This is a genomic window from Synechococcus sp. ROS8604 (assembly GCF_014279655.1).
Classification (GTDB): Bacteria; Cyanobacteriota; Cyanobacteriia; order PCC-6307; family Cyanobiaceae; genus Synechococcus_C.
Genome location: NZ_CP047946.1, coordinates 1,155,139 through 1,178,781 on the forward strand (window position 1 = coordinate 1,155,139; position 23,643 = coordinate 1,178,781).

29 protein-coding genes, 2 tRNA genes and 1 pseudogene are annotated in these 23,643 nt (G+C 50.6%); 16 read left to right on the forward strand and 16 right to left on the reverse strand.

Annotated elements, in window-relative coordinates:
* The first annotated feature begins 90 nt into the window (after window positions 1–90).
* From SynROS8604_RS15755 to SynROS8604_RS06065, 3 genes and pseudogenes are all read left to right on the forward strand, one after another.
* Complete coding sequence (locus SynROS8604_RS15755; RefSeq protein WP_255445239.1) at window positions 91–567, forward strand: DUF1651 domain-containing protein; 477 nt, start codon at window positions 91–93, stop codon at window positions 565–567.
* A 124-nt stretch (window positions 568–691) separates the two neighbouring features.
* A complete protein-coding gene (locus tag SynROS8604_RS06060) occupies window positions 692–1,585 on the forward strand; it encodes an EamA family transporter (RefSeq protein WP_186545514.1) in 894 nt (297 codons plus the stop codon).
* Window positions 1,586–1,778: 193 nt separating this feature from the next.
* Window positions 1,779–2,081 (forward strand): annotated as a pseudogene (locus tag SynROS8604_RS06065) (carbamoyl-phosphate synthase); the annotation flags it as partial.
* Window positions 2,082–2,358: 277 nt separating this feature from the next.
* Here SynROS8604_RS06065 and SynROS8604_RS06070 read toward each other — a convergent pair.
* Window positions 2,359–3,141, reverse strand: coding sequence for a transposase (locus SynROS8604_RS06070; protein WP_186545515.1), 783 nt, complete (start codon window positions 3,139–3,141; stop codon window positions 2,359–2,361).
* A gap of 61 nt (window positions 3,142–3,202) precedes the next feature.
* On the opposite strand from SynROS8604_RS06070, the gene SynROS8604_RS06075 reads away from it, so the two are divergent.
* A complete protein-coding gene (locus SynROS8604_RS06075; protein ID WP_255445240.1) occupies window positions 3,203–3,484 on the forward strand; it encodes a PqqD family protein in 282 nt (93 codons plus the stop codon).
* Here SynROS8604_RS06075 and SynROS8604_RS06080 read toward each other — a convergent pair.
* The 8 genes from SynROS8604_RS06080 to SynROS8604_RS06115 all read right to left on the reverse strand — a co-directional run bounded on the left by SynROS8604_RS06080 (window position 3,481) and on the right by SynROS8604_RS06115 (window position 10,628).
* Complete coding sequence (locus SynROS8604_RS06080) at window positions 3,481–4,026, reverse strand: hypothetical protein (protein ID WP_255445241.1); 546 nt, start codon at window positions 4,024–4,026, stop codon at window positions 3,481–3,483. The genes SynROS8604_RS06075 and SynROS8604_RS06080 overlap by 4 nt on opposite strands.
* Window positions 4,019–4,816, reverse strand: a complete 798-nt coding sequence (locus SynROS8604_RS06085) for a sulfotransferase domain-containing protein (protein WP_255445242.1) — start codon at window positions 4,814–4,816, stop codon at window positions 4,019–4,021. The genes SynROS8604_RS06080 and SynROS8604_RS06085 overlap by 8 nt, the downstream gene beginning before the upstream one ends.
* 76 nt (window positions 4,817–4,892) lie before the next feature.
* Window positions 4,893–5,903 carry a hypothetical protein gene (locus SynROS8604_RS06090; protein WP_186545517.1) on the reverse strand — a complete coding sequence of 337 codons (1,011 nt, stop codon included), beginning with the start codon at window positions 5,901–5,903 and terminating at the stop codon, window positions 4,893–4,895.
* A gap of 1,027 nt (window positions 5,904–6,930) precedes the next feature.
* The gene (locus SynROS8604_RS06095; RefSeq protein WP_186545518.1) at window positions 6,931–7,266 is read right to left on the reverse strand and encodes a hypothetical protein; all 336 of its coding nucleotides are present in this window, start codon (window positions 7,264–7,266) and stop codon (window positions 6,931–6,933) included.
* Between the two features lie 56 nt (window positions 7,267–7,322).
* Window positions 7,323–9,599, reverse strand: coding sequence for a DUF3854 domain-containing protein (locus SynROS8604_RS06100; RefSeq protein ID WP_186545519.1), 2,277 nt, complete (start codon window positions 9,597–9,599; stop codon window positions 7,323–7,325).
* Window positions 9,599–9,892, reverse strand: a complete 294-nt coding sequence (locus tag SynROS8604_RS06105; protein WP_255445243.1) for a hypothetical protein — start codon at window positions 9,890–9,892, stop codon at window positions 9,599–9,601. Before SynROS8604_RS06105 ends, SynROS8604_RS06100 begins: the two co-directional genes overlap by 1 nt.
* A 4-nt stretch (window positions 9,893–9,896) precedes the next feature.
* Window positions 9,897–10,241, reverse strand: coding sequence for a hypothetical protein (locus tag SynROS8604_RS06110; protein ID WP_186546125.1), 345 nt, complete (start codon window positions 10,239–10,241; stop codon window positions 9,897–9,899).
* Window positions 10,242–10,554: 313 nt separating this feature from the next.
* A tRNA-Pro gene (locus tag SynROS8604_RS06115) sits at window positions 10,555–10,628 on the reverse strand.
* A gap of 78 nt (window positions 10,629–10,706) precedes the next feature.
* Between SynROS8604_RS06115 and SynROS8604_RS06120 the strand changes: the two genes are divergently transcribed.
* Both SynROS8604_RS06120 and SynROS8604_RS06125 read left to right on the forward strand, forming a co-directional pair.
* Entirely contained in the window at window positions 10,707–11,090 is a 384-nt protein-coding gene (locus SynROS8604_RS06120) for a PAS domain S-box protein (RefSeq protein ID WP_186545520.1), read from the forward strand.
* Window positions 11,080–12,267, forward strand: a complete 1,188-nt coding sequence (locus SynROS8604_RS06125; protein ID WP_186545521.1) for a cell wall metabolism sensor histidine kinase WalK — start codon at window positions 11,080–11,082, stop codon at window positions 12,265–12,267. The genes SynROS8604_RS06120 and SynROS8604_RS06125 overlap by 11 nt, the downstream gene beginning before the upstream one ends.
* Here the strand turns inward: SynROS8604_RS06125 and SynROS8604_RS06130 are convergent.
* On the reverse strand, window positions 12,264–12,653 hold the full coding sequence (locus tag SynROS8604_RS06130; RefSeq protein WP_255445244.1) for a response regulator transcription factor: 390 nt from the start codon (window positions 12,651–12,653) through the stop codon (window positions 12,264–12,266). The genes SynROS8604_RS06125 and SynROS8604_RS06130 overlap by 4 nt on opposite strands.
* 36 nt (window positions 12,654–12,689) lie before the next feature.
* Window positions 12,690–12,761, reverse strand: a tRNA-Lys gene (locus SynROS8604_RS06135).
* A 79-nt stretch (window positions 12,762–12,840) separates the two neighbouring features.
* Here SynROS8604_RS06135 and SynROS8604_RS06140 point away from each other — a divergent pair.
* From SynROS8604_RS06140 to SynROS8604_RS06170, 7 genes are all read left to right on the forward strand, one after another.
* Complete coding sequence (locus SynROS8604_RS06140; RefSeq protein WP_186545850.1) at window positions 12,841–13,404, forward strand: gamma carbonic anhydrase family protein; 564 nt, start codon at window positions 12,841–12,843, stop codon at window positions 13,402–13,404.
* 27 nt (window positions 13,405–13,431) lie between these two features.
* On the forward strand, window positions 13,432–13,554 hold the full coding sequence (locus SynROS8604_RS06145; RefSeq protein WP_006852358.1) for a photosystem II protein Y: 123 nt from the start codon (window positions 13,432–13,434) through the stop codon (window positions 13,552–13,554).
* Window positions 13,555–13,597: 43 nt separating this feature from the next.
* A complete protein-coding gene (gene trmFO, locus SynROS8604_RS06150; RefSeq protein ID WP_186545522.1) occupies window positions 13,598–14,977 on the forward strand; it encodes an FADH(2)-oxidizing methylenetetrahydrofolate--tRNA-(uracil(54)-C(5))-methyltransferase TrmFO in 1,380 nt (459 codons plus the stop codon).
* On the forward strand, window positions 14,958–15,911 hold the full coding sequence (locus SynROS8604_RS06155) for a cation transporter (protein WP_186545523.1): 954 nt from the start codon (window positions 14,958–14,960) through the stop codon (window positions 15,909–15,911). Before trmFO ends, SynROS8604_RS06155 begins: the two co-directional genes overlap by 20 nt.
* A gap of 31 nt (window positions 15,912–15,942) precedes the next feature.
* Window positions 15,943–17,478 (forward strand): carotenoid isomerase, encoded by a 1,536-nt coding sequence (crtH, locus tag SynROS8604_RS06160; protein ID WP_186545524.1) that lies wholly within the window; start codon window positions 15,943–15,945, stop codon window positions 17,476–17,478.
* A 79-nt stretch (window positions 17,479–17,557) separates the two neighbouring features.
* Window positions 17,558–17,839, forward strand: a complete 282-nt coding sequence (locus tag SynROS8604_RS06165) for a hypothetical protein (RefSeq protein ID WP_186545851.1) — start codon at window positions 17,558–17,560, stop codon at window positions 17,837–17,839.
* Window positions 17,836–18,375 carry a hypothetical protein gene (locus tag SynROS8604_RS06170; RefSeq protein ID WP_186545525.1) on the forward strand — a complete coding sequence of 180 codons (540 nt, stop codon included), beginning with the start codon at window positions 17,836–17,838 and terminating at the stop codon, window positions 18,373–18,375. The genes SynROS8604_RS06165 and SynROS8604_RS06170 overlap by 4 nt, the downstream gene beginning before the upstream one ends.
* Before the next feature lie 452 nt (window positions 18,376–18,827).
* Here the strand turns inward: SynROS8604_RS06170 and SynROS8604_RS06175 are convergent, their stop codons facing one another.
* Window positions 18,828–19,550 carry a response regulator transcription factor gene (locus tag SynROS8604_RS06175; RefSeq protein ID WP_370586583.1) on the reverse strand — a complete coding sequence of 241 codons (723 nt, stop codon included), beginning with the start codon at window positions 19,548–19,550 and terminating at the stop codon, window positions 18,828–18,830.
* 118 nt (window positions 19,551–19,668) lie between these two features.
* Between SynROS8604_RS06175 and SynROS8604_RS06180 the strand changes: the two genes are divergently transcribed.
* Complete coding sequence (locus SynROS8604_RS06180; protein WP_186545526.1) at window positions 19,669–19,941, forward strand: DUF6761 family protein; 273 nt, start codon at window positions 19,669–19,671, stop codon at window positions 19,939–19,941.
* Between the two features lie 23 nt (window positions 19,942–19,964).
* Here the strand turns inward: SynROS8604_RS06180 and grxD are convergent, their stop codons facing one another.
* The 4 genes from grxD to SynROS8604_RS06200 all read right to left on the reverse strand — a co-directional run bounded on the left by grxD (window position 19,965) and on the right by SynROS8604_RS06200 (window position 21,859).
* The gene (gene grxD, locus SynROS8604_RS06185; RefSeq protein WP_186545527.1) at window positions 19,965–20,288 is read right to left on the reverse strand and encodes a Grx4 family monothiol glutaredoxin; all 324 of its coding nucleotides are present in this window, start codon (window positions 20,286–20,288) and stop codon (window positions 19,965–19,967) included.
* Between the two features lie 49 nt (window positions 20,289–20,337).
* Complete coding sequence (locus tag SynROS8604_RS06190; protein WP_186545528.1) at window positions 20,338–20,571, reverse strand: BolA family protein; 234 nt, start codon at window positions 20,569–20,571, stop codon at window positions 20,338–20,340.
* Between the two features lie 68 nt (window positions 20,572–20,639).
* The gene (locus SynROS8604_RS06195) at window positions 20,640–21,179 is read right to left on the reverse strand and encodes a hypothetical protein (RefSeq protein ID WP_186545529.1); all 540 of its coding nucleotides are present in this window, start codon (window positions 21,177–21,179) and stop codon (window positions 20,640–20,642) included.
* Between the two features lie 26 nt (window positions 21,180–21,205).
* Window positions 21,206–21,859 carry a 1-acyl-sn-glycerol-3-phosphate acyltransferase gene (locus tag SynROS8604_RS06200; RefSeq protein ID WP_255445245.1) on the reverse strand — a complete coding sequence of 218 codons (654 nt, stop codon included), beginning with the start codon at window positions 21,857–21,859 and terminating at the stop codon, window positions 21,206–21,208.
* 178 nt (window positions 21,860–22,037) lie between these two features.
* Between SynROS8604_RS06200 and SynROS8604_RS06205 the strand changes: the two genes are divergently transcribed.
* Window positions 22,038–22,787 (forward strand): pyridoxine 5'-phosphate synthase, encoded by a 750-nt coding sequence (locus SynROS8604_RS06205; RefSeq protein ID WP_186545530.1) that lies wholly within the window; start codon window positions 22,038–22,040, stop codon window positions 22,785–22,787.
* Window positions 22,784–23,104 carry an MgPME-cyclase complex family protein gene (locus SynROS8604_RS06210; RefSeq protein ID WP_006852372.1) on the forward strand — a complete coding sequence of 107 codons (321 nt, stop codon included), beginning with the start codon at window positions 22,784–22,786 and terminating at the stop codon, window positions 23,102–23,104. Before SynROS8604_RS06205 ends, SynROS8604_RS06210 begins: the two co-directional genes overlap by 4 nt.
* Window positions 23,105–23,643 lie beyond the last annotated feature (539 nt).

The following is a 23,643-nucleotide window of genomic DNA, read 5'->3' on the forward strand; positions in this document are numbered from 1 at the left end:
TTTCCAGAAAACCCTTCTCACTGCAGCTCTTGCATGGGTATGCATCGTCATCCCAAATATCGCTTGGCAAGCACTCGGCAGGAGTCTCTTATGGGATCTGTCCTATGTGCTGCCGCCAGCTTTTGTTGGACCAACTGTCCTGCTAGTTGCCGCTTTCTGGGTGGCTCTGTTTGCTTGGGCGATATGGCGGCTTTGGAAGACGAACGGCTGAAGGAACAGGGCTTACCCGAACGGGCAATGAGACTCATCCTTTCGAGTGAATGGGTCTCAACCCAATGGGTAATCTCGCCAAACTGCTTGATGTGGCAGCAGCAGCCTGATTACGCCAGATACAAAGAGAAGTCCAACGGTGAAGGCTGGCTGGTCAACAGACAGGAAGGGATGCTCCTGCAGATCAAGCCAGATGCGCCAACCCAACATGCTCAGTTCGTTCTGGTGAGCTACTACCGCTTGTCAGCTCGCATTGGGAAACCCATCAGGCAGCAAAGGATGCTGAGACACCTAGGCATCGAGATGTGGATCAACCTGCAGAAGATCGGTTGGCAACGCTGCTCATCGCCCAACTGACTACCTGTTTGGGGGATACGTCAGCGACGAAACACTCCGATGGGGTTTCTTTAAATAGCATTATAGTGAGACTGAAAATAGTATTAGCCTGCTCTAAGTTACCCTATTAATTGCTTGCAATAAATTGAAAGATAACGCTGATGCGCAAAATATGGGGATTGGGCTTTGGTCAGCATTGGTTTCAAGTGCTTACTTGATTCTGGCAGACTATCTACTGAATCATTTTTCTGCGTTCTGGCTATTGTTCACATCATTGATGATTCTGCCTTTTTTTGTGCCAGTGGCATGGAGAAATAAAAGCAAATACTTGTCATGGACAAAAACAGCCTGGTTTGCATTTGCATTGGTAGGAATCCTCAGCGGTGCATATAATTTAGCCTTTCTATTGAGTGCTGATAAGTTGCCAATCTCCGTCGCTTCAATGTTTCTTTCCATAGCCTCAGTAATGGTTTTACCTTTGACATGCTTGATGTCAAACAGGTTTCCGCAACTGCTAGAGCTGGCTTCGATTGTAATGGTTCTAATAGGAGTCATCCTAGTCTTGCAGCTCCATGAAGCAAAATATTCATTACTTGGAATAATACTAGGATTATTGACAACATTTTTAACCGCTAATGCAACGATTTACTCAAGCAAATCTAGACACCTTCTTGTCGCAAGTGAAGCAATGATTTCCAAGCAGCTAGGGAAACTTGTATTCGCAGTTATTGGATTGACGTTTTTTATAAAAGAAGATTTAGAGCCTAATGATTCAGCGGCATACCTGTGGTTAATTCTTGGATTATACGGGTTGATTAAAATATATGATACCTTTGTAGCTTCTCGTGCGCAGTTTCTGCTACCTCCACTCATATTTCAAAATCTCAGCCTTTTGAGTCTTCCTGTGGTTTGCATAGCAGAACTAATTCTTTTTAATGGAACTTTTTCTATTTGGCAGTGGATGGGGGTAATTGCAATAATTCTTGCTGGGTTTTTGGCTTCGCGCTCAAAACAAATTAAAATAAATCCTATCCAGTAAAATTTTCAGGCAACATATCTAATACAACATCAAAAAAGCAGGGGGCGTTATGTGTCGCTATTATTCTCCCGACTGAATATTCACTAGCCCTGCCAGGAGCGGGGTTTTTTACTGCAGCGGGGAACGCTTCAGGCAGTTGCCCCAAACCAATGACCCTCGACACTCAGATTACTCTCGCTCTACTTCAAGAGCTGCTGATGGCTCTGGCGTACTCGGACGCTTAGCCTATGAAATGACCAGTGGCGTCACAGCAGGAGTAAATGTCTCCTATGACGAAGCATTCGATACAAGAGTTTCAGCTGATCTTAAAGTGCGCTTTGGTGGCCCAAGTACAACAGCAGCTAAGAAGAAAAAGTGGGAGAATCCAACTATCAATGCGTTAACAGCATCACCCAAGAATAGGGATGTGAGGGTGCATGATAAAACAGGAGATGGTAGAAAGTGTATTTCGGATCAATATGTTACTGTTAATTGTGGTCCTCAACCAGGTTTTTGAAAGTCGTGGATGGTGAACTGTTGTCTAACATTATTTGTGCTTAACCCCCAAAGCTCACGCCACCAAAGAGGCTTTTTGTTTGTTTACTGCCTAATCACGCATAAAAGACAACCAATGCCTGGCATGATCTGAGCATAGAGTTGGCTTGGTTTGATCGGTTTATTTAAAATCTAAGTTGAATTAAAGCCTAGGCACAGTAAATACTGCTTCCGATTTTGTTCTGCTAGTAATATAGGCATCGGTTCTATTATTGTACTGTTAATAGTGAAATAATTGATTAAAGCATCATTCTTGTATCGCCATCGCGGATGCCATTTGCTCTTCTAAATCTCACCGCAACTTGATGCCACTCCTCTGGAATTTGATTAAGGCGAATGTCAAATGCAAAGGGTAATTTCTGCTGTCCTGGTGAGACCCGGTTCTTCCTGCTTTGGCTGCTTCTGCCTTTTTCTACCAGTCGTTTCAGCATTTTTGAGCCCCAATGGCACCTAGAACCGCCTTTTCCTTTGTGTCGGTAGTACTGGCAGAACCGTGCATATCGCCTGGAACAGCCTTTTAGGCTTGATGCCAATTGCAGAAAGCTGGGGTGCCACTCACTGATGCCATCACACTCCAATCTTCCGTAATGCCCGTAATTGGAACAGGGGTCATAAAACCCTTTCCTGATTCCTGCTGCCTTTGGATTAGCGTGGATGTAGCGCAATGTATTCAGCACTCGTCTGTGATCTTTTGGTGCAATCGCAGTGGCGTAATACCTGGCTTCCCAGAAATGCCCGCAACGACCCGACAAACGATTGAGTGCCATGGCTGAGTACCAGCCAATCCAATGCATCAGCTTTGGCAGCTTTGATGCATCATCAGGACGCAGAAGCAGATGCAGGTGATTAGCCATCAGACACACCGCATACAAGCAATGAGGCACCTTCTGCTTGGCCTTAGGGAGCACAGCTAACAGAACATCACGTCTCAATCCTTTGGCGATCAAAAACTGACGGCTATTACACCTGAGTGTGATGTGAAAGGAATGACCTGCTGGTAGAAAGCGCGGTTGACGTGCCATATCCTGACCAAGGTTCTATACCATTATTGACAAGATGCTAATGATGCGTTTTAAAAGTTAAATGGTAAGTAGCACCAAACGCTTTAAGCAGCATCACCAAGCTGTCTGTACTGAACTCGATGGCGATGTAGCTTTATTTCAAAGCAATACCTGCGACTATCTTGTTCTTAACGAGACAGGCTCAGCCATTTGGAATGCACTCAAGACTCAGCCAACACTGCCTGAACTTTGCAAGTATTTGGAGGAGGAATATGAAGTCACTCCAGATGAATGCAAGTCCGCTATCGAAACTTGGCTGGAAGCGGCATTAGATAAAAAAGTGATTGCCGTGGTTGATGATTAAAACGAGAAATGCGTTTTTAGCTTTCTTACCCAAATTTCACCACCAAGTTGATTTCCTCCAAGCATTTGGAACCCAAGTCGTGCAAAATAACGGCGCATGGATGCTTTCTGCAAGCCAGGATTAATGTTTTCAGATAGTAATACTTTTGCTCGATGATCACGCTTTTCTACTTCACGATAAAACCCTTTAAGGAATGCTCTAAAGAGCTGATTTGTCAGACGTGGATTCCTGGATTCTGGAATTACATACATCCGTTGAAAGTAGGCATGGCTTCCAAGCTCTAGTGCAGTTTCTAGCTCTCGTAATACGACAAATACAATGCCGTTAATTTTGCCTGACTGATCACGTGAGATTGCGGCTGGCTGTCTCGATATAGGCTTTTTAAGTAGACCCATGCGCTTCTGGTTATTGCTTAGTGTTGCTCGAAACGACTTCAATTCTTCTTGATGTGGCTTGCCATACTGTATCCAGAAAGCTTTCAACTCATGTTTTAGCTGATTATTCACCTCTCCAAACACGAATTCAATGTGAGGATCAGTCAACTTCTGGACCCTCATATTCAAAGCGATTCATCACGTCAGACAATCCCTTAGCGAGTCGCTTTCGCTGCTCAATTGAAAGCTGTTGTGCTCCTTCTCCTGTGCGCCCTGAGCGAAAGAAGCGTTCACAACCGGCAGGCTTTTCTGCAAAGCCATTAACATCTTCCTCCAGCTTCTTGAGTCGATCGATGGAGGTATTTTCCAGTGCTTGATCAATTAGATGAGCGTCATTCGGGAGGCCCAAAAAGGTTGCTAATTTAGTGAATGTTTCTGATCCTTTTGCCAACATATCCTCATAGCGCATGATCAAGACTGGAAGCTGAGTTTGATCAGCCCATGAGCGCACATGTTGATCCCAGCGGCCCATGTGTTGTCGTACTTGATGGCCGCCAAAGCGTTCCCCTGGCACCAGCGCTGCATTGGGATCCAGTAGGGAATCAACGCATCGATCCAGCGGCCATGAGAAGAAGTGACTAAGTGATACAGCCACATCTTCCGGGTGGCGCAGGATATAAACAACACCAGAGCAACCTGTTGTACTCACCACCGGGCGCCCACGCGAATCAGGAGATTTAAATGCATCATGCACTTTATGAAATCGCTCTCCTTCTGCGAATAGCCATGCACTCGCACCAGCACGTCCGCGCATGGGATCGAGTTCGCTAAAACTGAGATCACAACTATTAATTCCTAATTGATCGTCCAGCCAAAGTCTTGATGAGGCAATCGCTCCAGTTTCAATATCTTGATTAAGATTTAATTCTTCTTCAGGATTGTCTCCTGCCAGCCTCATTAATTCAGTAATAAAAACCCTGCATCAGGTGTTGCCTGATTTTGGATACGAGGCTAAATACCAGTAGCTGTTATCTTCAGTCATTGCTTGCGTCCTCTTCTGTAGCTTCTCTGCGCTGTTGCATCGATTCGGGTTGCATGAGGTCCACCTCCTTGAGGCTTTCGGCCATTGCTTTGATTCCATCTGGAACGATCAAGGCATGCAATGGCACCGTTCGAGCTAGTGCAGCTGCCTGCATAAACAATTGAGCTTCTGCGTCCATGCCTCGATACATCCTGGCGTGAAAGGCTTGGTTGCGCAGGCGCATTAAGGCATTTGTTTGTGAGAAATTTCGTGAAGCCTTAAGAGATACTTTTTCCATTTCATCTCCTGCCTCATCGGCATCCTCCTCTTTACCTGAATCTTCTTTGGCGCGATTTAAGGCATAGATCAGCCGTAATGGTGTTGGCTGTGGCATGCAAGTTAACTCTTCAGCTAGCAATGCATATCGCTTAAGTCCCTTTCTTACAGGTTGTAGCTGTGCATAATCCAATTCCAAGGTCATAGCAGCGTCGTACCAGAGCTTGAGTTGATGCATCCCTGGCTGAACTATCCCATCACTGCCAACGGCAACTAGCTCACTACTGAGTAAGTGCCAACCTTCTTGGATTAAACACCAGGCCAGGGTGGACTTTCCTGCAGCTGGATGGCCCAATAAGAGAATCGCCTCTCCGTCACGCTCCAGAGCTGTTCCATGCAAAACCAACGCGCCACGCTGGATCGCTAGGGCTCCAAGCCCACTGGTTACAGCAAACGTGCGGATGTCGCGGTCGCTAACGCTGTCGTCCCAGCGCTGCCATTCCAAACGCTCACCACCAGTGGCACGAAACCAGCCAATGCCTTCCAGTTCTAGGCGCCAATCCTGGGGTGCTAACTGCAGTGTTGGCGTGCTGTGAGGGCTCGGCTCAAGGCTGGGCCATTGCTCATGATCTCCCTGTTGGATTTGCACCAGCGCATTAATGGTCGATTCGGAGACGGTCAGTTCAGGTAAAACCAAATCACTGCTGATCTCTGCCCCAAGGGCGCAATAGCGATGAGGTTTAATCAACGAAATAGTGAGGTTTCATGGAGTCTCTCGTGATTAGGCCTGAGCTGGCAAGAACTCACTGAGATGCCTCTTGATCCAGGAGAAGAGTCTTCTCTTGCAGCGCTTACCAAAATGGCTGAGGAACTAAGCAAGACACCGGCAGAAGCGTTATCCCGGTTGATGGCAAAACAGTTTCTCCGCAGAAAAGGTGGCGGAGAGTTCTTCTGTGAGGGGATTCGGTAGTTGCACAAAGACAGCGTTGATTGACTCACCCTGCGCTTCGCTGTGCCAGTTTCCGTTGGTTCTTGTCCAGAATCACCTCTCAGGAATGAGGAATCTCATCAGTACTGGGTCGTTCATCTCTTGATCATCTGTGGTTGTGACAGGTACGCGGACATTCCGCCTGCGTAGGGCTTGGTGATTGCGTTAACTGGGTTACGAACAGGGGTCAGCAGCAGATGCAGCAACAGCAGTAGACAGCCAAGGTTTATAACTGCCAAAATTGGCTAGTGAAACGACTCCTTCATAAATCTGAGAAGATTTGGGGGCACTTAGATCGTCAATCTTATTTATTTACACAATCAATGCATTCTTTGATTCAAAATACATAAAATCACTCGCTTTAATACCATTAGAATTACTATTCCTCTCCTCTTTGTGGACAATTCAACCCGCCCTTTCTGAATCACTCGTCGGCGAATATCGATGCATCGGCAAGAATAGTAACGGTGGACAATATACAGGAAAAATAACTATTTCAAAGGAAGGCCAGGGATATTTCCTGACCTGGGTAATTGGTGGATCTACTCATCACGGGGTAGCGATTAAACGTGGAAACGTACTAGCCTCAAGCTGGTCACCAAGCCCTAATCAGCACGGGCTAGTTATTTATGAGATTGAGAGTCACGGACAATTAAAGGATCTATGGTCGCAATACCCAGACGCGAGAACAATTAATTCGGAAGATTGCGAGCTAATAACGCTTAATTCATCTTTGCATTTGCATCAAAGATTCGCAGCTCGATTGTCTTGAGATCGTCTTCTTTCCTCATCGCTTGTGCTCCACTCCAAAGCCGGTTAATTCCGCCAGCAACCTGATTGCCCCAATGGCATTATTCTCCCTGCCTGATGCAACACTATCCCGTGCGATCTGTTCAAGCATCTGAACCTTGCTAGCGAGCATGTCAGTGCGGTCTATATCAACGAGATCGTCCTTCACTACATCCCTAGCTTCGCGGATATAGAGATTGGCTGAATCTTCACTGAGCCCCCATCGTTGCTGAACATGGCGCTTTAGCTCACGTTGTGAATAACCCTTGACGATCAGGTCAGCCAGTTCTTCTATGCGAGCTTTCTTTTCGACTTTGGTACATTTTTTTCCCATGAGATCAGGCTAAATAGGTCAAAAGGAAGAGATGAAGGTGAACTGGTGACGAGCGATCAGATTTCTTCGTCATCGTCGAACTCGTAGACGGGTGGACCTTCGGCAATTAATGCCTTGGCTTGTGCGCCGGAGATGGTGCGCTTGGTGACGTGTTGAAACTTGTTGGCGATCTGAACAGGCAACAAACCAGGGCTGTCTTTGACGATTTTCCAGAAGGCATCGGTGTGATCGTTCAAGGAGTGGGGAGAGAGAGACACCCCGGAAAGGTCTGGGGTGTTTTGTTGGAAGTCATTGCCTTCAGCTGTTGAAGGTTGGATGCACATTGGAAGTGTTGTTAGAAGTTCAGGAAGTAGTGGTGAACTACCTTCTTCACCTACTTCCAACATTTCTTCCTCTTTTATTAGGGGGTGTCTCTCTCTTGTTTGAACCCCTTTCTCTTTTTGTGGCTTTTGTTGGAAGCTATTTCTGAACTCATGCGGCATGAAGTACAGACCAGCAACCCCTTGGCGTGGCTTTTGAACTAACCATCGACGGCAAGCAGTGTCACGACCGACAGAGCTTCTGAGGGTGTTTCCTTCATCAGAAGAAAGCCCCATCAACTGTTCTGCATCACGAAGCCCGATGGGCTTCTCTTGCAGCTTCAAAAGGTTTTGAAACTTGGTCCGCCAGCTTTGGTCTGGAGCCATGTGACTCAGATCGGAATCAAGAGTCCAAGCCCAACCGTTTGGCAGCCCATCAATCAGCTCAGTCCTTTGAACTCGTAATTGCCAAAGGATGCCTGTTTCACGCTTCTTGTCGGTCTGAAGAGTCCGTAGCTCCTCCTCTCCCTCTACCTGCTTGAGATTGAACAGACCCCACACACCTGCAGGGGTGTCTTTTGTTCCGCTTGCTTTACCTCCACCATTGTTGTGGTGAATGATGATTCCAGACTTGCCGCAATCATTGATGAACTTGGCAATCTTGCGAATCACCAGCTTTCCGAAATCAGCGTGATTTTCATCAACGCTCAGGCTGCGTGCGACAGCGCGAGCAGAGTCAACAATCACCAGATCAACGTTGTTGCGGATGAGGAGCTTCAGCTGTTCAACGTGACGCCCCTTTGCAAGATCAAAGGTCTTGCTAAAAAACCAATCCTTTCCAACCTCTAGCCCAGGATGGAATTCACTTTTTGCCATGCCAATCGCTTTGACGCGACGGCTGAAAGTGCCACCTTCCTCCAACTGAAGGATTAACGGGACACCTTTGGCAATTGGGAAGCCAAGGAAGTCAGAACCTGTTGCTACAGCATGAGCAATGGAATAACAGAGCAGTGATTTGCCTGTACCCGGGTCAGCACTGATAACAATGGTTTCTTCCTTTGGCAGCAGGAATGGGATGACCCAACTGCTGTCGATGTCGTCATCGCCTTCGAGGTCTTCTGCACTCCCAAGGAATCCGTTTTCAGTGGTTCCAGCGCGGCAATCATCGATGTCAGCCAGAAGCTGACTGAATGGAATCCGCAGCTTGGTTGCAAGCACCCTGCAGGTGTCATCAACGGTCTGAACATCACTTACTTCAGCTAATGCCTTCACCAGACGTTTGCGCTCAGCTGGGGTGTAGCTGCGCTTCAATTCACCATCGTGTTGCAGCAAAGGCGCTGGCAATGGCCATCCTTCGACCTCTGCAGCATCTAAGTGCTCCTGAAGAGCTTCTGCTCCATGTCTTACCAGGAAATCATCGGCGCCATTCTTGGCACCGTTTGGCTCGCTAGGGAGCGTGCAGCGGTGTGGTTTTGCTCCACGCTTACGGGTCCAATTGCCAATATCTGTGGCGGCATCATCAACACTGATGTTGTCTTCAATGTCGGAGTCAAAAAGGATGATGACCTTGCGACCACGCATCGGAATCGTCTTTAGTTCAGGCAAAAGATGGGTGTCATTGTCTGGATCCCAATTGCCCTTTTCGTCACGGCAATCTTTGGTGTTCCAAGTGCCTGTCAGACCGACAAAGCAGAACCCTGTTGGGATGTGCTCGAAGCAACTATCAACCTTGACTGGACCCTCAATAAATACCAGCGGGGTGTTGATGTTGTCGAGGTAACCCTCTGGCATCAACGGGCTGAAATAAGGTCGCGAACCACTTCCTTTTGGCGCTTTGAATTTGGGCTTACCTGTAGGGAACAAACGTCTGACGATGTAATCATCGCCGTTGCTGTCTATGTATGGCTTGCCCTCAGGGTCGAGGTAGCGAATACCAAGATGGCAGCCATCACTGAAATAATTGTTTTCAGGCAGCTCTGTTTTGACTCCTCTTTTTCTCAGGTATTCGACGTGATCTTTTCGGAGCTTTGGCATCACCCTTGTCCCCCATCAACTAGTTGATCAAGGGTTGTCTCCTCGTAGATCTCGATGGCTTGTTGGAGATGCTTTAGTTCTGCGGCTCTACGTTCGTCTTCTTTGCGCACCGCTTCAACAGTCCGTCGACGCTGCATCTCCCGAATTGCAGGGATGCAATAGAGGACAGGTCCACCGATGGATCCTGTTGCATAAACCCAATGCGTTCCAGGATCGAGACTGCGCTCACGGCGCATATTTCTAAGGGTGCTGGGCTTTAAAGCCAAAATCTTTGCGGCTTCAGGCTCATGCACCCATTCAGGAATGTAGTTCCCTGCTCTTAATCGGTCCCCAGATTCGCTCGAAATAGGCGCAGATTTCTGGAGAGTCTTCTGGCTTAGATGCGTTGATGACATCTTGAGCCTCCTGCCTTAATTCGGCAGAGGGCCATCCTTCAGTTTCAAGAATTTCTATTTGAAGTGCTCGAAGAAACCCGTTGATCTTGTAATTCAACAGATCCCCTTTTTTGCTTTCGCCTTTCATGTCTTCAAGACGGCAACCGACAGCGGTTTGTCTTCTGACAAACCTACGAGCCGCTACTGGATCAACATCCTTGGGGATGTTCAAACGTGATGCGCGCCGACATGCAATCGGCTTGCTCATGTAGGACTCCAGGGAGCCTTCAATCGGGCGTGGCTCAATCAGCACTTCAAAAGATTTGGTCTGATGGATGACGCGAGTGACGAAAACGGCGGTCCAGGGGCACTGATGCGGCTATTTCTGTCGGGCTCAATGAGCTTGTTATCAGTATGGCGAGGGTGCCCGTAGGTAGGGCGTAACGCTCGGAAAGTCGTGTGCAAAACCAGTCCCTCACTCAATGCTTTGCACACATTTTGCACACACCACCCTGCAGGCAATAAAAAGCCGCCTTGGGTGGGCGGCTCAGATATCAGTGCTGGACTGACTTGTTTTGCAGTCGGGGTGACAGGATTCGAACCTGCGACATCCTGCTCCCAAAGCAGGCGCGCTACCAAACTGCGCTACACCCCGTAGCTTCTCCACTTTAAAGGAATGGGTCCTCCTGATTGCAGGGATGAGTGTCTAAGCTGACAAAAAGCTTTTCCGGGTATGTCACAGTCCTGGACGCCAGGTGCTGTCGATGCGTTGAGGCAGCAACACAATCTCCCTTTCGTCCGAACGGATGAGCAGGGGCAGGTGGTTGAGTTCAACGACCGCTTTCGTCTGATTTACGGCTGGGACGATGGCTTAGTTGGTCAAACCATTGGGATGATTCTGCCAGCGTCCTTTCGTGAGCTCCATCACGCTGGATTCTCTCGTTTTAAGCTCACAGAGATATCAAAGCTTGTTAATCACCCTCTTGAGTTGGCGACGATTTGTCGTGATGGAGCTGAAATTCGTAGTGAACATTTCATTGTTGCTGAGCGTAGTGATGATGGTGGATGGAGTTTTGCAGCAACGCTGAGGCCCCTGGAAGGACCCCATGCTTGCTGAAAACAGCTCTTCTGGGTCAGCAGATTCTGGATCTCTGATCCAGCAGATGAGTCAGTCGCTCGGACTGCTGAGAGTTGCCTTTGATTCCACGGGTGAAGCGATGTTGATCGTGGATGAATCCTCTGCAGTGCGCTGGGCTAATCAGCAAGCTGCAGATCTCTGGGGAGGAGGAATCACATTGCAGATGGTTGGACGGCCTCTTTCCGCTTTGCTGCAGTTCCACCATCTTGATCGAAGCCCCATTGGGGATCAAGAGCCAACTCACCCTTTACAAAAAGCCGTTTCAGCTGAAGGTCGTAATTCTTATCTAATACAAGCACTTTCTGAGCCTGGTCTCGATCAGTCGCAACTAATTACTCGCTTGGTGAGTTGGCGTCAGATTATTCAGATGAACCAGAGCTTTGTTTTGTTGATTTTTCGTGATCTTGAGCCCTTAGAGAAAGCTTTGGCAAGACAACGGCAATTTATCGATAAGCTTGCTCATGAGTTAAGAACTCCGCTTGCGATTATTACCGGAAATTTGCGTCGGATGAAGCGTAAAGAGCATCTGTCTGGGAAAAATCTCCAATCCTTATCCGATGCCACCGCAGAGACACATCGTATGGCAAGTCTTGTTGATAATCTTTTGTTGCTTTCGGAGTTAGATGCTGACTGCCGCCGTTGGACGTTGCAAATAGATGATTTGCGAATTTACGTTGATCAATGGGCTGCTAAGCTGAATCCTGAATCAAGAGAATGTCTACAGACGATTGTTGCTAATGAAAATGATGAATATCAGGTTCAGCTTGACCAAGATGCTTTTCATCTGATTCTCGATAACCTTCTCGATAACAGCCGTCGGTTTTGTCGTTCTCGGCTGTTGATCCAGATACGCTTAATCAAGAATCCATCACACGTTGAGCTGCAATTTATAGACAATGGACCTGGGATGCAAAATGATGACAATTACGATGCCGCCTTTGAGAGGTTCGTCCGTATTGAGGAGCATCGAAAGGCTGATATGACCGATGGAGGTGGACTTGGACTCCCATTGGTGAAAAGTTTGATGGAAGGAATGGGTGGGTCAGCAAGTTGTATGTCGTTTCAAGAATTCACAGGCTCGATCAGTCAGGGTCTCGTTGTGACATTGCGATTCCCATGCCCTAGGTCGTCTGTTGGAGTAAAGAGCTTTCTTTAAAGATAACGCGCGAGTAATTCAGGCAAAAGTTCGAATAAGTCTGGTTTAAGAATAAAGTCACTAGCACCTAGGGCCTTGGCTTCGCTGCGTTTATTGTCTTCATTGAAAGCAGTGACGACTAGAACCGGCACAGCATTGGAGCGGTCCCGTAACTGTTGCAGGCAGGTCATTCCATTCATGTTTGGCATCATCCAGTCGAGCAAAATCAAGTCAATTTGACGTTGATCCAATAGCTCCAACAAGGCTTCTCCGTCTGAACAAACCACAGGATCAACGCCCTCATCGATTAATTCGTCTCGAATTAATTCACGTAACCGCGGATCATCATCAACAATGGCGACGCATTTCATCGTTTCTCGATAAGAGGTGCCTGCGCCTGAAACCACTAAAAAGGAATGGAGAAAGGTGTAGCTTTGAACTAATGGGTCGCCTGAGATTCGAACTCAGGACCAATCGGTTAAAAGCCGAGTGCTCTACCGCTGAGCTAGCGACCCGCCGCATGGGCATGCCATTCAGGCACCTGTGGAGGTTATCACTTAACGATCCACCTGCAAGATGCTTGTCCCCCCGTTGATGACCGAGTTGGGAATGAACAACCCATGGCCCCAACCCAGCATCGCTTCGGATGCCTGGATTGCACCTGGAGCGGTGCTGATGGCCGATGTGACTGTGAGTTCAGGAGCAAGCATTTGGCCAACCGCCGTTGTCCGTGGAGACATGGCAGCCATTCATATCGGTGCTCGTAGCAATGTTCAGGAGGGAGCTGTTCTGCATGGCGATCCGAATTTTCCTGTTCAAATTGCCGAAAACGTGACGATTGGACATCGAGCCGTTGTTCATGGCGCCTTGCTGGAGGCTGGTTGTTTGATTGGTATCGGTGCCGTTGTCCTCAATGGCGTCACCGTTGGGCGTGGGGCTCTTGTTGCAGCCGGGTCTGTGGTCACGAAAGATGTTCCAGCCCAAACCTTTGTGGCGGGTGTGCCTGCCAAGGTGAAACGTGAGCTGAGTCAGGAGGAGATCGAAGATCAGTGGCACCACGCAGATCACTACGCCGAACTGGCTGCGCAGTGGTCTCAATTGCTGCAAAACCAAACGGACTGCCCACTGTTGATCCCGGCTTCTCCCGACTGTCCTTAAACTCCAAAAGCTTTTCTAAATGGACTCATGGACCTTCGGCTTGTGCTCGTGGCTTCTCCGATCCTTCTGGCACTTGCCTGGGCTGGGTTCAACATTGGTCGTGCTGCCGTTGGTCAGCTCCAGCTGATGATCAAACGAAGCCGCGCTTGATGGTGATCGATAGGGTTGAGTTGAGTTCTCGATCCCATCGTCCTTGAGCGAACAGTCTTCGGTTGTTGTGATTGGTGCTGGCCTTGCTGGTACGGAAGCTGCTTGGCAGGTCGCAAAAGCAGGCGTTCCCGTCACGCTCTGGGAGATGCGCCCTTACAAGCGCTCTCCTGCTCATCACAGCTCTGAGTTTGCAGAGCTTGTTTGCAGCAACAGCTTCGGCGCTCTTAGCAGTGATCGTGCAGCAGGGTTGTTGCAGGAAGAATTAAGACGTCTTGGATCCTTGGTTATCCAAACGGCAGACCATCATTCCGTCCCCGCCGGCGGTGCTCTTGCTGTTGATCGTGGTCGCTACAGCGCAGCACTCACCTCTGCTTTAGACGCCCATTCTTTGGTCACGATTCGTCGAGAAGAGCAGTTAGCGCTGCCGGATCCTGATCAGATCACCGTTCTGGCCACAGGTCCGCTTACGAGTGAGGCACTGGCTGATGATCTACGTGCTTTCACGGGCCGAGATGATTGCCATTTTTTCGATGCGGCGAGTCCGATCGTTGAAGGGGAAAGCATCGATATGACCAAGGCCTTTCGTGCCAGTCGTTACGACAAGGGCGATGCCGATTACATCAATTGTCCGATGGATCGAGACCAGTTTTTGGCGTTTCGAACGGCTCTTTTGGAGGCCGAACAAGCCGAACTCAAGGACTTTGATCAGAGCAGTGCCACTTTTTTTGAGGGCTGTTTGCCCATTGAAGAGTTGGCCCGTCGTGGCGAGGACACGATGCGGTACGGACCTCTCAAGCCAATCGGGTTATGGGATCCGCGCTGGGGGGATGTGAATGACCGGGATGTACGCCGTGCCAAACGGGCCTATGCCGTTGTGCAATTGCGACAGGAAGACAAGGACGGCCGACTCTGGAATCTGGTGGGCTTCCAGACCAATCTCAAGTGGGGGGAACAGAAACGTGTGCTGCGTCTCATTCCAGGCCTGGAGCAGGCCGATTTCGTGCGTTTTGGCGTGATGCATCGCAACACCTTTTTGGAGGCACCAGAACTGTTGGATCCGACCCTCCAGTTCCGACGCAGACTTCATCTGCTAGCCGCTGGCCAAATCACGGGAACTGAGGGGTATGCAGCTGCTGTTGCAGGAGGCTGGTTGGCTGGCACCAATGCAGCACGGCTGGTTCAGGGTCAAGAACCGATTCAGTTGCCGCACACCACGATGATCGGAGCACTCACCCATTTCATCAGTGAGGCACCATCGGGCAAATTCCAGCCCATGCCCCCAAATTTCGGCTTGATGCCTGAGCTTCAGGAGCGCATCAGAGATAAGCGCGCCCGTTATGGCGCTTACCGCGATAGAGCCTTGGCGGATCTTCAAAGCACCATCGAAGAGAGCCAGGTTGCCCATGCCGCTTGCCCCGCTTAAAGCGCGTCAAATTGAACGGCGCTCACTGCGCATCGGGGTTTATGCCAGCGCCTGTATGGCGGTCGCTGGTGTTTGCGTTCATGTGCTTTCAGGGTCGTATGCCCTTCTCCTCGATGGGCTTTATTCCGCGGTGATGGTGGGCTCAGGTCTTGTCGCTTCGAGGATTAGCCGCAATGTGGTTCGTCCCCCGGACAGGGCCTATCCCTATGGCTACGACGGTCAAGAAGCGTTGTACGTCCTCTTCCGCTCACTGGTCCTAATTGGTGTCCTCAGCTTTGCGGCCATGAGTGGTCTGAGCACCTTGATTGATTACGCCAGCGGCCGTGCCATTGCCGTGGTCACGCTCGGGCCCGTGGCGCTTTACTCCACCTCGATGGTGGCGATTTGCTGGGGTTTGGCATGGCGCCATCACCACGATTGGATTCGCTCCGGTCGTCAGTCTCAATTGCTGTTGATGGAAGCGAAGGCCGCGAAAATGGATGCCTTAATCAGCGGGCTGACGGGCATTGCATTGCTGGGCTCACCGCTGCTCAAGGGAACCCCCCTGGCCGCCATCAGCCCGATCACCGATTCGCTGTTGGTGTTGGTGGTCAGCTTGGTCATCCTGAAAGACCCTTTGCAGTCCTTTTTGAATGCGCTCGGACAGGCTGCTGGTGCATCGGCAGAAACGGAGGTTGTTCGCAGCACTCGACTCGCTTTGGAAGATTTGCTGGCCGGGTTGTCGTGTTGGCTGCTCGACCTCACCGTGATGCAGGTGGGGCGTACAGCCTTTGTGGTGGTGTATCTCAACCCAAATCAACCGATGGATGGTGCAGCCATCGATCTGATCCGAGAACGAATCGAGGAGCGCTGCCGGGAGCTTTTAGCCATGCCGGTGAGATCAGAGGTGATTTTGACCGCCACTCCTCCCTTCTCCACGACCGGCGCCTCCTAGGGTCTGGATCAAAGGATGAATCGTCGCTCCGATGCCTGACTGGGATGTAATCGTCATCGGATCCGGGATCGGTGGCCTGGTCACAGCATCACAACTGGCTGCGAAGGGGGCGAAGACGTTGGTCCTCGAGCGCTATCTGATTCCAGGCGGGTCTGGTGGGAGCTTTCGCAGAGAGGGATACACCTTTGATGTTGGTGCGTCGATGATTTTTGGATTTGGAGAGAAGGGGCACACCAACCTGCTCACGAGAGCGTTGGCGGACGTCGGCCAACACTGCGCGACGGTTCCTGACGCTGTGCAGCTGGAATACCATCTTCCAGATGGCCTCACGATGGCCGTAGACAGGGACTACGACGATTTCATCACGCGAATGAGTGCCCGCTTCCCCCATGAAGCCAAGGGGATTCGCGCTTTTTACGAGACCTGCTGGCAGGTGTTTCGTTGTTTAGATGCGATGCCATTGCTGTCTTTGGAGGATCCTGCCTATCTCGCCAAAGTTTTTTTTAAGGCCCCATTGGCTTGTCTTGGTCTGGCGCGGTGGCTTCCTTTCAATGTTGGAGATGTGGCGAAAAAGCACATCAAGGATGAGGATCTCTTGCGTCTGATCGATATGGAATGTTTCTGCTGGTCGGTGATGCCAGCAGATCGCACACCCATGATCAATGCCGGCATGGTGTTCTCCGATCGTCATGCTGGCGGCATTAATTATCCGAAAGGGGGTGTCGGTGTCATCGCCGAAAAACTCGTGGCTGGTTTGGAAGCCAATGGCGGCGAAATTCGCTACAAACATCGCGTCACCAACGTTCTGATTGTGCAGGGTGAGGCTGTTGGCGTTCGGCTTGCTGATGGTGAGGAGCTAAGAGCAAGACGGATCGTGAGCAACGCCACGCGCTGGGACACCTTCGCTGGAGAAGGATCAGCACAGTCAACGCTGGTTGGTCCGGAGCACACCCCAGCCGCTGAAACCACTTGGCGCAAGCGCTACCAGCCCTCTTCATCATTCCTTTCCCTCCATCTCGGCATCGACGCTTCAGTGGTTCCCCCTGGTTTTCACTGTCACCACCTCTTGCTTGAAGACTGGGCTGAGATGGAATCCGAGCAAGGTGTGGTGTTCGTTTCGATGCCATCGCTTCTGGATCCTTCGTTGGCTCCAGCTGGACGAGACATCCTGCACACCTTTACCCAGAGCGATATGCGCCATTGGAAAGGTTTGTCCCCAAGCGCTTATGCCGAGAAGAAACAGCAGGATGCCGATCGCTTGATCGATCGTCTGGAAGCTCTTATCCCCGGCTTGAAGAGCGCCATTGAATTCAAGGAAATTGGCACACCCCGGACGCATCGTCGCTTTCTTGGCCGCATGGGTGGGAGCTATGGGCCGGTTCCTGCGACCCGACTTCCTGGCTTGTTGCCGATGCCGTTTAACCGCACCGGCCTGAAAAACCTGTATTGCGTTGGTGATTCCTGCTTCCCTGGCCAGGGGCTCAATGCCGTGGCTTTTAGTGGCTATGCCTGCAGCCACCGAATCGGCGCGGATCTTGGCCTGAATCCTTGGTCCCTTCCCGCTTAAATCGGCAGCAGGATCACGCGTTCACCACGCTAACGATGGTTGTCAGTGCCTAAGGTTTGCTCCTTTGGCAACGCCCATCGTGGAGTCCACTCCTCCCAGCGCCGCTGAATTGGCCCGCTATCTCGAGAGTCGAGGGGACCTCAGTAAGCCCTGGATGCTGCAGATGTTGCGCATGGCCAAGCTCAAAGAAGCTCGCTGCAGCATGAGCCACGAGGACTACATGAGCAGTCTCAAAGAGGCCCACTCCGATCTGATGCGTTTGGGTGAGTTCTGGAAAGGTCGCGAGGCTGAAGTGTTTGGCGGGACCTATCGGCCCAATGACGTGATTGAGCCATTACCAGGATCTCCGGAGGATCGATGAACAACAACCATTGTTTTCAGCTCTCGCCGTTAATTCGCGGGACATTAATCACCGTCTATTTAGCCTTGGTGCTTCCTTTGCCGGCCTTGGCCCCGGAATCCCTGAGGTTATGGCTTCTTGCCGCTGTCCCACTGGGATTGCTCGCTGTTTTGGCGATGCTGAGTGAACAAGTCACCGTTACAAATTCTGGAATCACGGTTGGACACCCTGCCTGGTGCAGCTGGTTGCTGCGTCGTGGCTGGAGCCTCAACTGGAGCGAAATGAAAGCCCTCGTTCCTGTGGGTACCAGTCAAGGGGGGAAGGTGTTTTACATCACAACCCATGATCAAAGCCAACGGCTGCTTCCACAGCGCCTTGAACACTTTGATCGTTTTCTGGACTTAATCCAAGCTCGGAGCACCTTGCGAACCAAGGGGGTTGGCAGGTTGACGCCTCCTTGGACCTATCAACTGCTTGCAGTGTTGGCCGCTTTGATGCTTCTTGGTGAAGGATCTGTAGCGTTTGCTGTCCAGCAGGGCTTGATTCTTATCCCTTGATAACTCGAATCACTCAAAACATATGATGACGTGAAGGCTGGAAATTCGAACCAGGATAATCCTTGAATCGGTAAAGACTAAGTGGTTAATTAAGTAAATTTAGCTTTAACAATTTTATCGGCACTGATAGCAGATTGTAGAGATCATGGCCAAATTCAAGACGACAAGACTGCTCGCAATCACAAAGCTAGTCATGGATTTCGAGCAGGGCGAGACCTGACAGGACACTGATCAATTGCTGCTGGTTAAGGCGCGCAGAAAGCAGTTGACATCAACGCTGCTGGAATCAAAGACACTGCCGATGATGTTTTGGTCGCAAACCGTTTAGCGGCAGAGGTCAACGCTGTTCTTATTCGCCATCGTTTGTTCGATCCCGTTGGGACAAATGGAATGGGTCTTCCTTACCAAATGCCCCCCTTTCGTTTCAGCAAAAGCCATGCAATGACTGCTCTTTAGTCCCTGATGTTTTCAAGACTGAATCGGTAGCCCTGCTGGCGAACGGTGGTGATACCACCGCCGTCTCCCAACCCTGCTTGTTCCAGTTTGCGACGCAGGGTGAGCACCTGAGTGTCAACAGATCGCGGACCTCCACTAAAGGGAGGCCACGCCATTCGCAGCAATTCCTGACGACTCCGCACCATGCCGGGAGGCATCAACAAAGCGCAGAGCAAGGCGAATTCCCGTGGGCTGAGTTCCACAGGCTTCTCGCGCAGGGTGACCTGGCGAAGAAGGAGATGAACTTCTAACGGCCCCACACTGACGCGCTCTTGAAGACCGCTATGGCCCCGCTTAAGCAGCGTGCGGCAGCGTGCCGCTAATTCCTCAAGACCGAAGGGCTTGCGGAGCACATCGTCAGCACCGTCGTCGAGGAGACCAACGACCGGCTCAGCGCCGGTACGAGCGGTTAAGACGATGACGGGCGACCGCAATTGTTGGGCCAAGCGCAAAGCCGAACTTTGCTCGAGGAGCTCAGCACAAACCAATAAATCAGGAGATTGGTCCTGGCAAAGCTCCTGAGCTTCAGCAGGGGAGGAAACCGCTGCCGTCAGATGACCGTCTTGACGCAAACGCTGAACCAGAACAGTTCTCAGCGTGGGGTGAGGCTCAACAACCAGAACCCGGAACGGTTCTCGAGGCTGACCTGCAGTCGGCACGAATTGTGAAGTGGAGACCAAGTCAGGACTGTTGTCCAGAAGGTCCCGGGATGAGGAGGTCACACAGCACGGAAAACCGCGCTTACGCTAGTACCATTCCATTGATTGCTGGTCGCAGAGGCTGCAGCTCACACTAAAGATGACATCCCTTCAGCATCCGGAAGCCATTCGACACTTCCAGTCGCTGTGTGATGCCTGTCAGGAACTGACTACCAGGTACCACACCCCATCTGAGCTGAGACTGTATGCCGATGGGTATTTGCACGCACTGAGGCGCAGTAGCGCCTTGGAAACCCCCGAAATGGCTCGCCTCGAGTCGCTGGTTGAGCGATGGATCATGGATCCATCCAGCTTTATTGGCCCCGATGGGGACGTCAGTACGTTGTACAGCCATCCCCATCGCGATTGGTAAGGCTCCGATCCAATCGCACAGATTTAGCTGGCGAGCTCGATCTCCAATTTTTCCTTCAGCTCGCCAGAGTTATACATTTCGATCAGGATGTCCGATCCACCCATGAATTCCCCTTTCACATAGACCTGGGGAATCGTGGGCCATTCTGAGTAATCTTTGATGCCCTGACGGATTTCCATGTCCGACAACACATCGAAGGTTTCAAAATTCATGCCTAGGGCATTGAGGATCTGAACCACATTGTTTGAAAAGCCGCATTGAGGCATTAATTTCGTGCCCTTCATGAACACAAAAATTGGGCTGGACTGGATCAGCGCCTGAATGCGCTCTTTGGTTTGGGAATCCATAGATCAAAGTTTGAGTAAGAAGATAAAGACTTAACGAACGAGCGAATACTTAGCCAGGAGTTGAAGTGATAAGCGCCAATGCGTGAATCGCCTCACTGGCAAAATCTTCACGCAAGGCCCCGTAGACCAATTGGTGCTGTTTGATTCGGGTGAGACCCTCGAATTTTGCAGACACCACTTTCACTTGAAGATGATCTCCACCCCCTGTGAGGTCTTCCACTGAGACCTGAGCATCGGGAAGAGTTCGGCGAATTGCCGAACTCACCGCCTCTGACTGAACCATGCAACGCCGGATTGAACTGAGCTGATGCTGGCAGATCAACGTCGTGAATGACTTCTCTGGATCACTTCTTATTTCGCTGCTTTTGCTCCTGCGAAGGGGGTCTCTACAAATCCCAGCTCAAGCAAGCTTTGATAGGCCTTTTGACCTTCGTTGCTGGTAGGAGTCATCAGACGAACGACCTCAACCAGAACTGGTACAGCAACTTCGGGCTGATTTTGCCGCCTGAACAAAGCGGCTAAGCGCAGATTGGCCTGGGCCAGAAGGGATAGAGCTTCGCGTCCTTTGGAATCCATCTCCCTGGGGATGCGTGCATCCAGACCTCTGAACGCACCACTGAGATCTCTGTAGAAAGCCAGCAGTTGCTTTGCAGCAGTCCGAGCATTGTCATAATCGGTCTTAGCTTTGCCAAGATTTCCTGATGCGACCGCTGCATCGCCCCGGTTGAGAAGGGTGCGGACAGCAGCAACATTGAAGCCAGCACCGCTGGACGCCAGAACTTTGCTCACAGAGGAGTTGGTTCCATCTGAAGACTGAGCCAACACCTGCACGGGAGCTGCAGCCAAACCAGCCAAAAGGGCTAAGGCGGTGATGGTGAGACGGGAACGCATGAACTGAGCAGGACAGTGGGCGGACTTTAGTGGCTTCTTAGCGGTCGGCCCACTGCCTGTCGGGCCGCTTGTTCAGCCGTATGCATCCGATCTGCTAATTGTTGACTCATGTGAGCTGCAGCTTCTCGACCCGTTCCCTCGGCTAGGAGGGGGGCTTCAAAGCAGATTGCAGCACTACTAAAAGGGGAGGGACTGGCCTCGCTGTAGGCGATCCCTACGGGAACCACGCTGACGGGAATCCCATTCGTTTTGGAAAGTTGGGCAAGACGAACCAGCCCCTGGCGCAACCGAATCGGTTCGTCGGTGCGGTTGATTTTCCCCTCGGGAAACACCACCACCTGCTGGCTAGACGCCAAGAGATCGATTGCGTAGCGAAGCGTCGTCAGTGTGGGACGTCCTTGGTCCACGGGAAAGCAGCCCAGCCGATAAAGAAACCAGCCCTGAAGGCCAATCATTTCACTGCGCGTCACCATGAAGCGGCAATCACGGCCGGTGATGCGTCGACCTGTCGCCATGGGCAAGATCAGAGCATCCCAGCGAGCTCGATGGGTCGGAGCCAAAAGCACAGGACCCTCCTTAGGCAAATGATGGGCTCCGAGCACATGACGCTCTCGGAAATACCAAGGCAAAGCCAAGTCTTGCGTGAACAACATCGCAAGCGATGACCAAAACGGATTCATCGCTGAACCCAAAACTTCTCCTCTATTTTTCTGAGCTCTGCCCACGGCTACATACCGTTGTCCTACAGCATTGAAATGTAGGCGGATCATGTCTTCCCATCGCTCAAGCTTGGGCAGTTAGAGCGGCGTCTCGTTCGGAGACCACCCGCACATAAAATGAATCCTTTGAACGAGGGTTGTGGCCAGTCTCGGGGTCAACATTGATCACATTGCCAATGTCAGGCAAGCCAGGCGCACGGTCGAACCCGATCCTGTGCCGATGGCCTTAATGGCTGAATTGGGTGGTGCTGATGGGATCACGATTCACCTCAGGGAAGATCGCCGTCATATCCAAGATCGTGACTTAACGCTCTTACGGCAAACCGTTCGGACCCGCTTGAATTTGGAAATGGCGGCCACTTCAGAAATGGTGGAGATTGCGCTGCGTGAACAACCAGACATGGTCACGTTGGTTCCCGAACGGCGAGAAGAAGTCACAACAGAGGGTGGCCTAGACGTTCGAAGTCAGTGCAAAAGCTTGTCCTCCGTGATCGATACGCTCCAAAGCAATGACATTCCTGTCAGTTTGTTCGTAGATCCAGATCGAAACCAGCTGGAGGCTTGTCAGCAAACCGGTGCCCGTTGGGTTGAACTTCACACCGGACGCTATGCGCAGGCCAGCTGGAGGGAACAACCCATGACCATGGCGCGTCTGATCGAGGCAACGGAACAGGCTCGGTCGATGGGATTGAGGGTGAATGCAGGCCATGGATTGACGTATCAAAACGTGGAGCCCATTGCTGCAATTCCAGGAATGGAGGAGCTCAACATCGGTCACACCATCGTGGCTAGGGCTCTTTCTGTGGGCTTACAAGAAGCAGTAAGAGAGATGAAGTGTCTGGTTCAGAATCCCAGACGTGACCCCTTGTTCGGAAGCAGTTGCTCATGACCACCCATCATTTTGTTGCAGCCAGTGCTCGCTTTTTGACAGAAGAGGAACCTCTGGAAGAAGTGCTTAAAGAAAGACGCAGGCATTACGGCGAACAGGGCAAAACCATTGATTTTTGGCTGGTTCGCAATCCAAGTTTTCTCAATACTCCTGAATTATCTGAAATCAAAGCCAAGGTTCCCCAACCTTCCGCAGCAGTGGTTTCTACAGATGCAACCTTCATCACATTTATGAAGTTGAGGCTGGAATATGTGATCGAGGGACAATTCGAAGCACCAACTGATTCCATTCCAGATCCTCTTGCTGAAGCGAACTGACCAAATAGAATTTAACCCCACCTCTGACGGTGATGACTGGGGGCAATGAGTGGCGATCCTTATCAAGTTAAATAAAATGTGCGATCGTTAGACCTCTAATGATTGATATTGGCTAGGCAAGCTTCTTGCTAAAAATCGAGCTCGCGATTTTGTTTAATGATGGAAAGAGTCTGATTCGCGATTGTTGCGTTAGGGATTGCTTCGGTTTAGCCATATAAATGTGCACGATTGGGATCAGTTTCCTTCGCTGAGCTGGTGCAAAAGTGTTTTAATAAAATTAGAAAAGTTTAATTTTTGAGATCTCTGCTTCCGTCATGGTGATTCGACTTCCCTTGCTCGCCGCAATGTCTGCTTTCGTGTTGGCTCTCGGCTTGGCAGCAGCATCCAATGCTCAGCAGGAACTCTTGAGGAGGCAGGTCTGTTGTGAGGGCTGTTCAATGAAAGCCGAGGTTTGTAAGCCAAAGGCGTAAGCGGTGTTTTCGGCTCAAAGATTTTGCTCTTATCGTTGACATCCCTATTGGCTTGTTTGTAATCCTGCT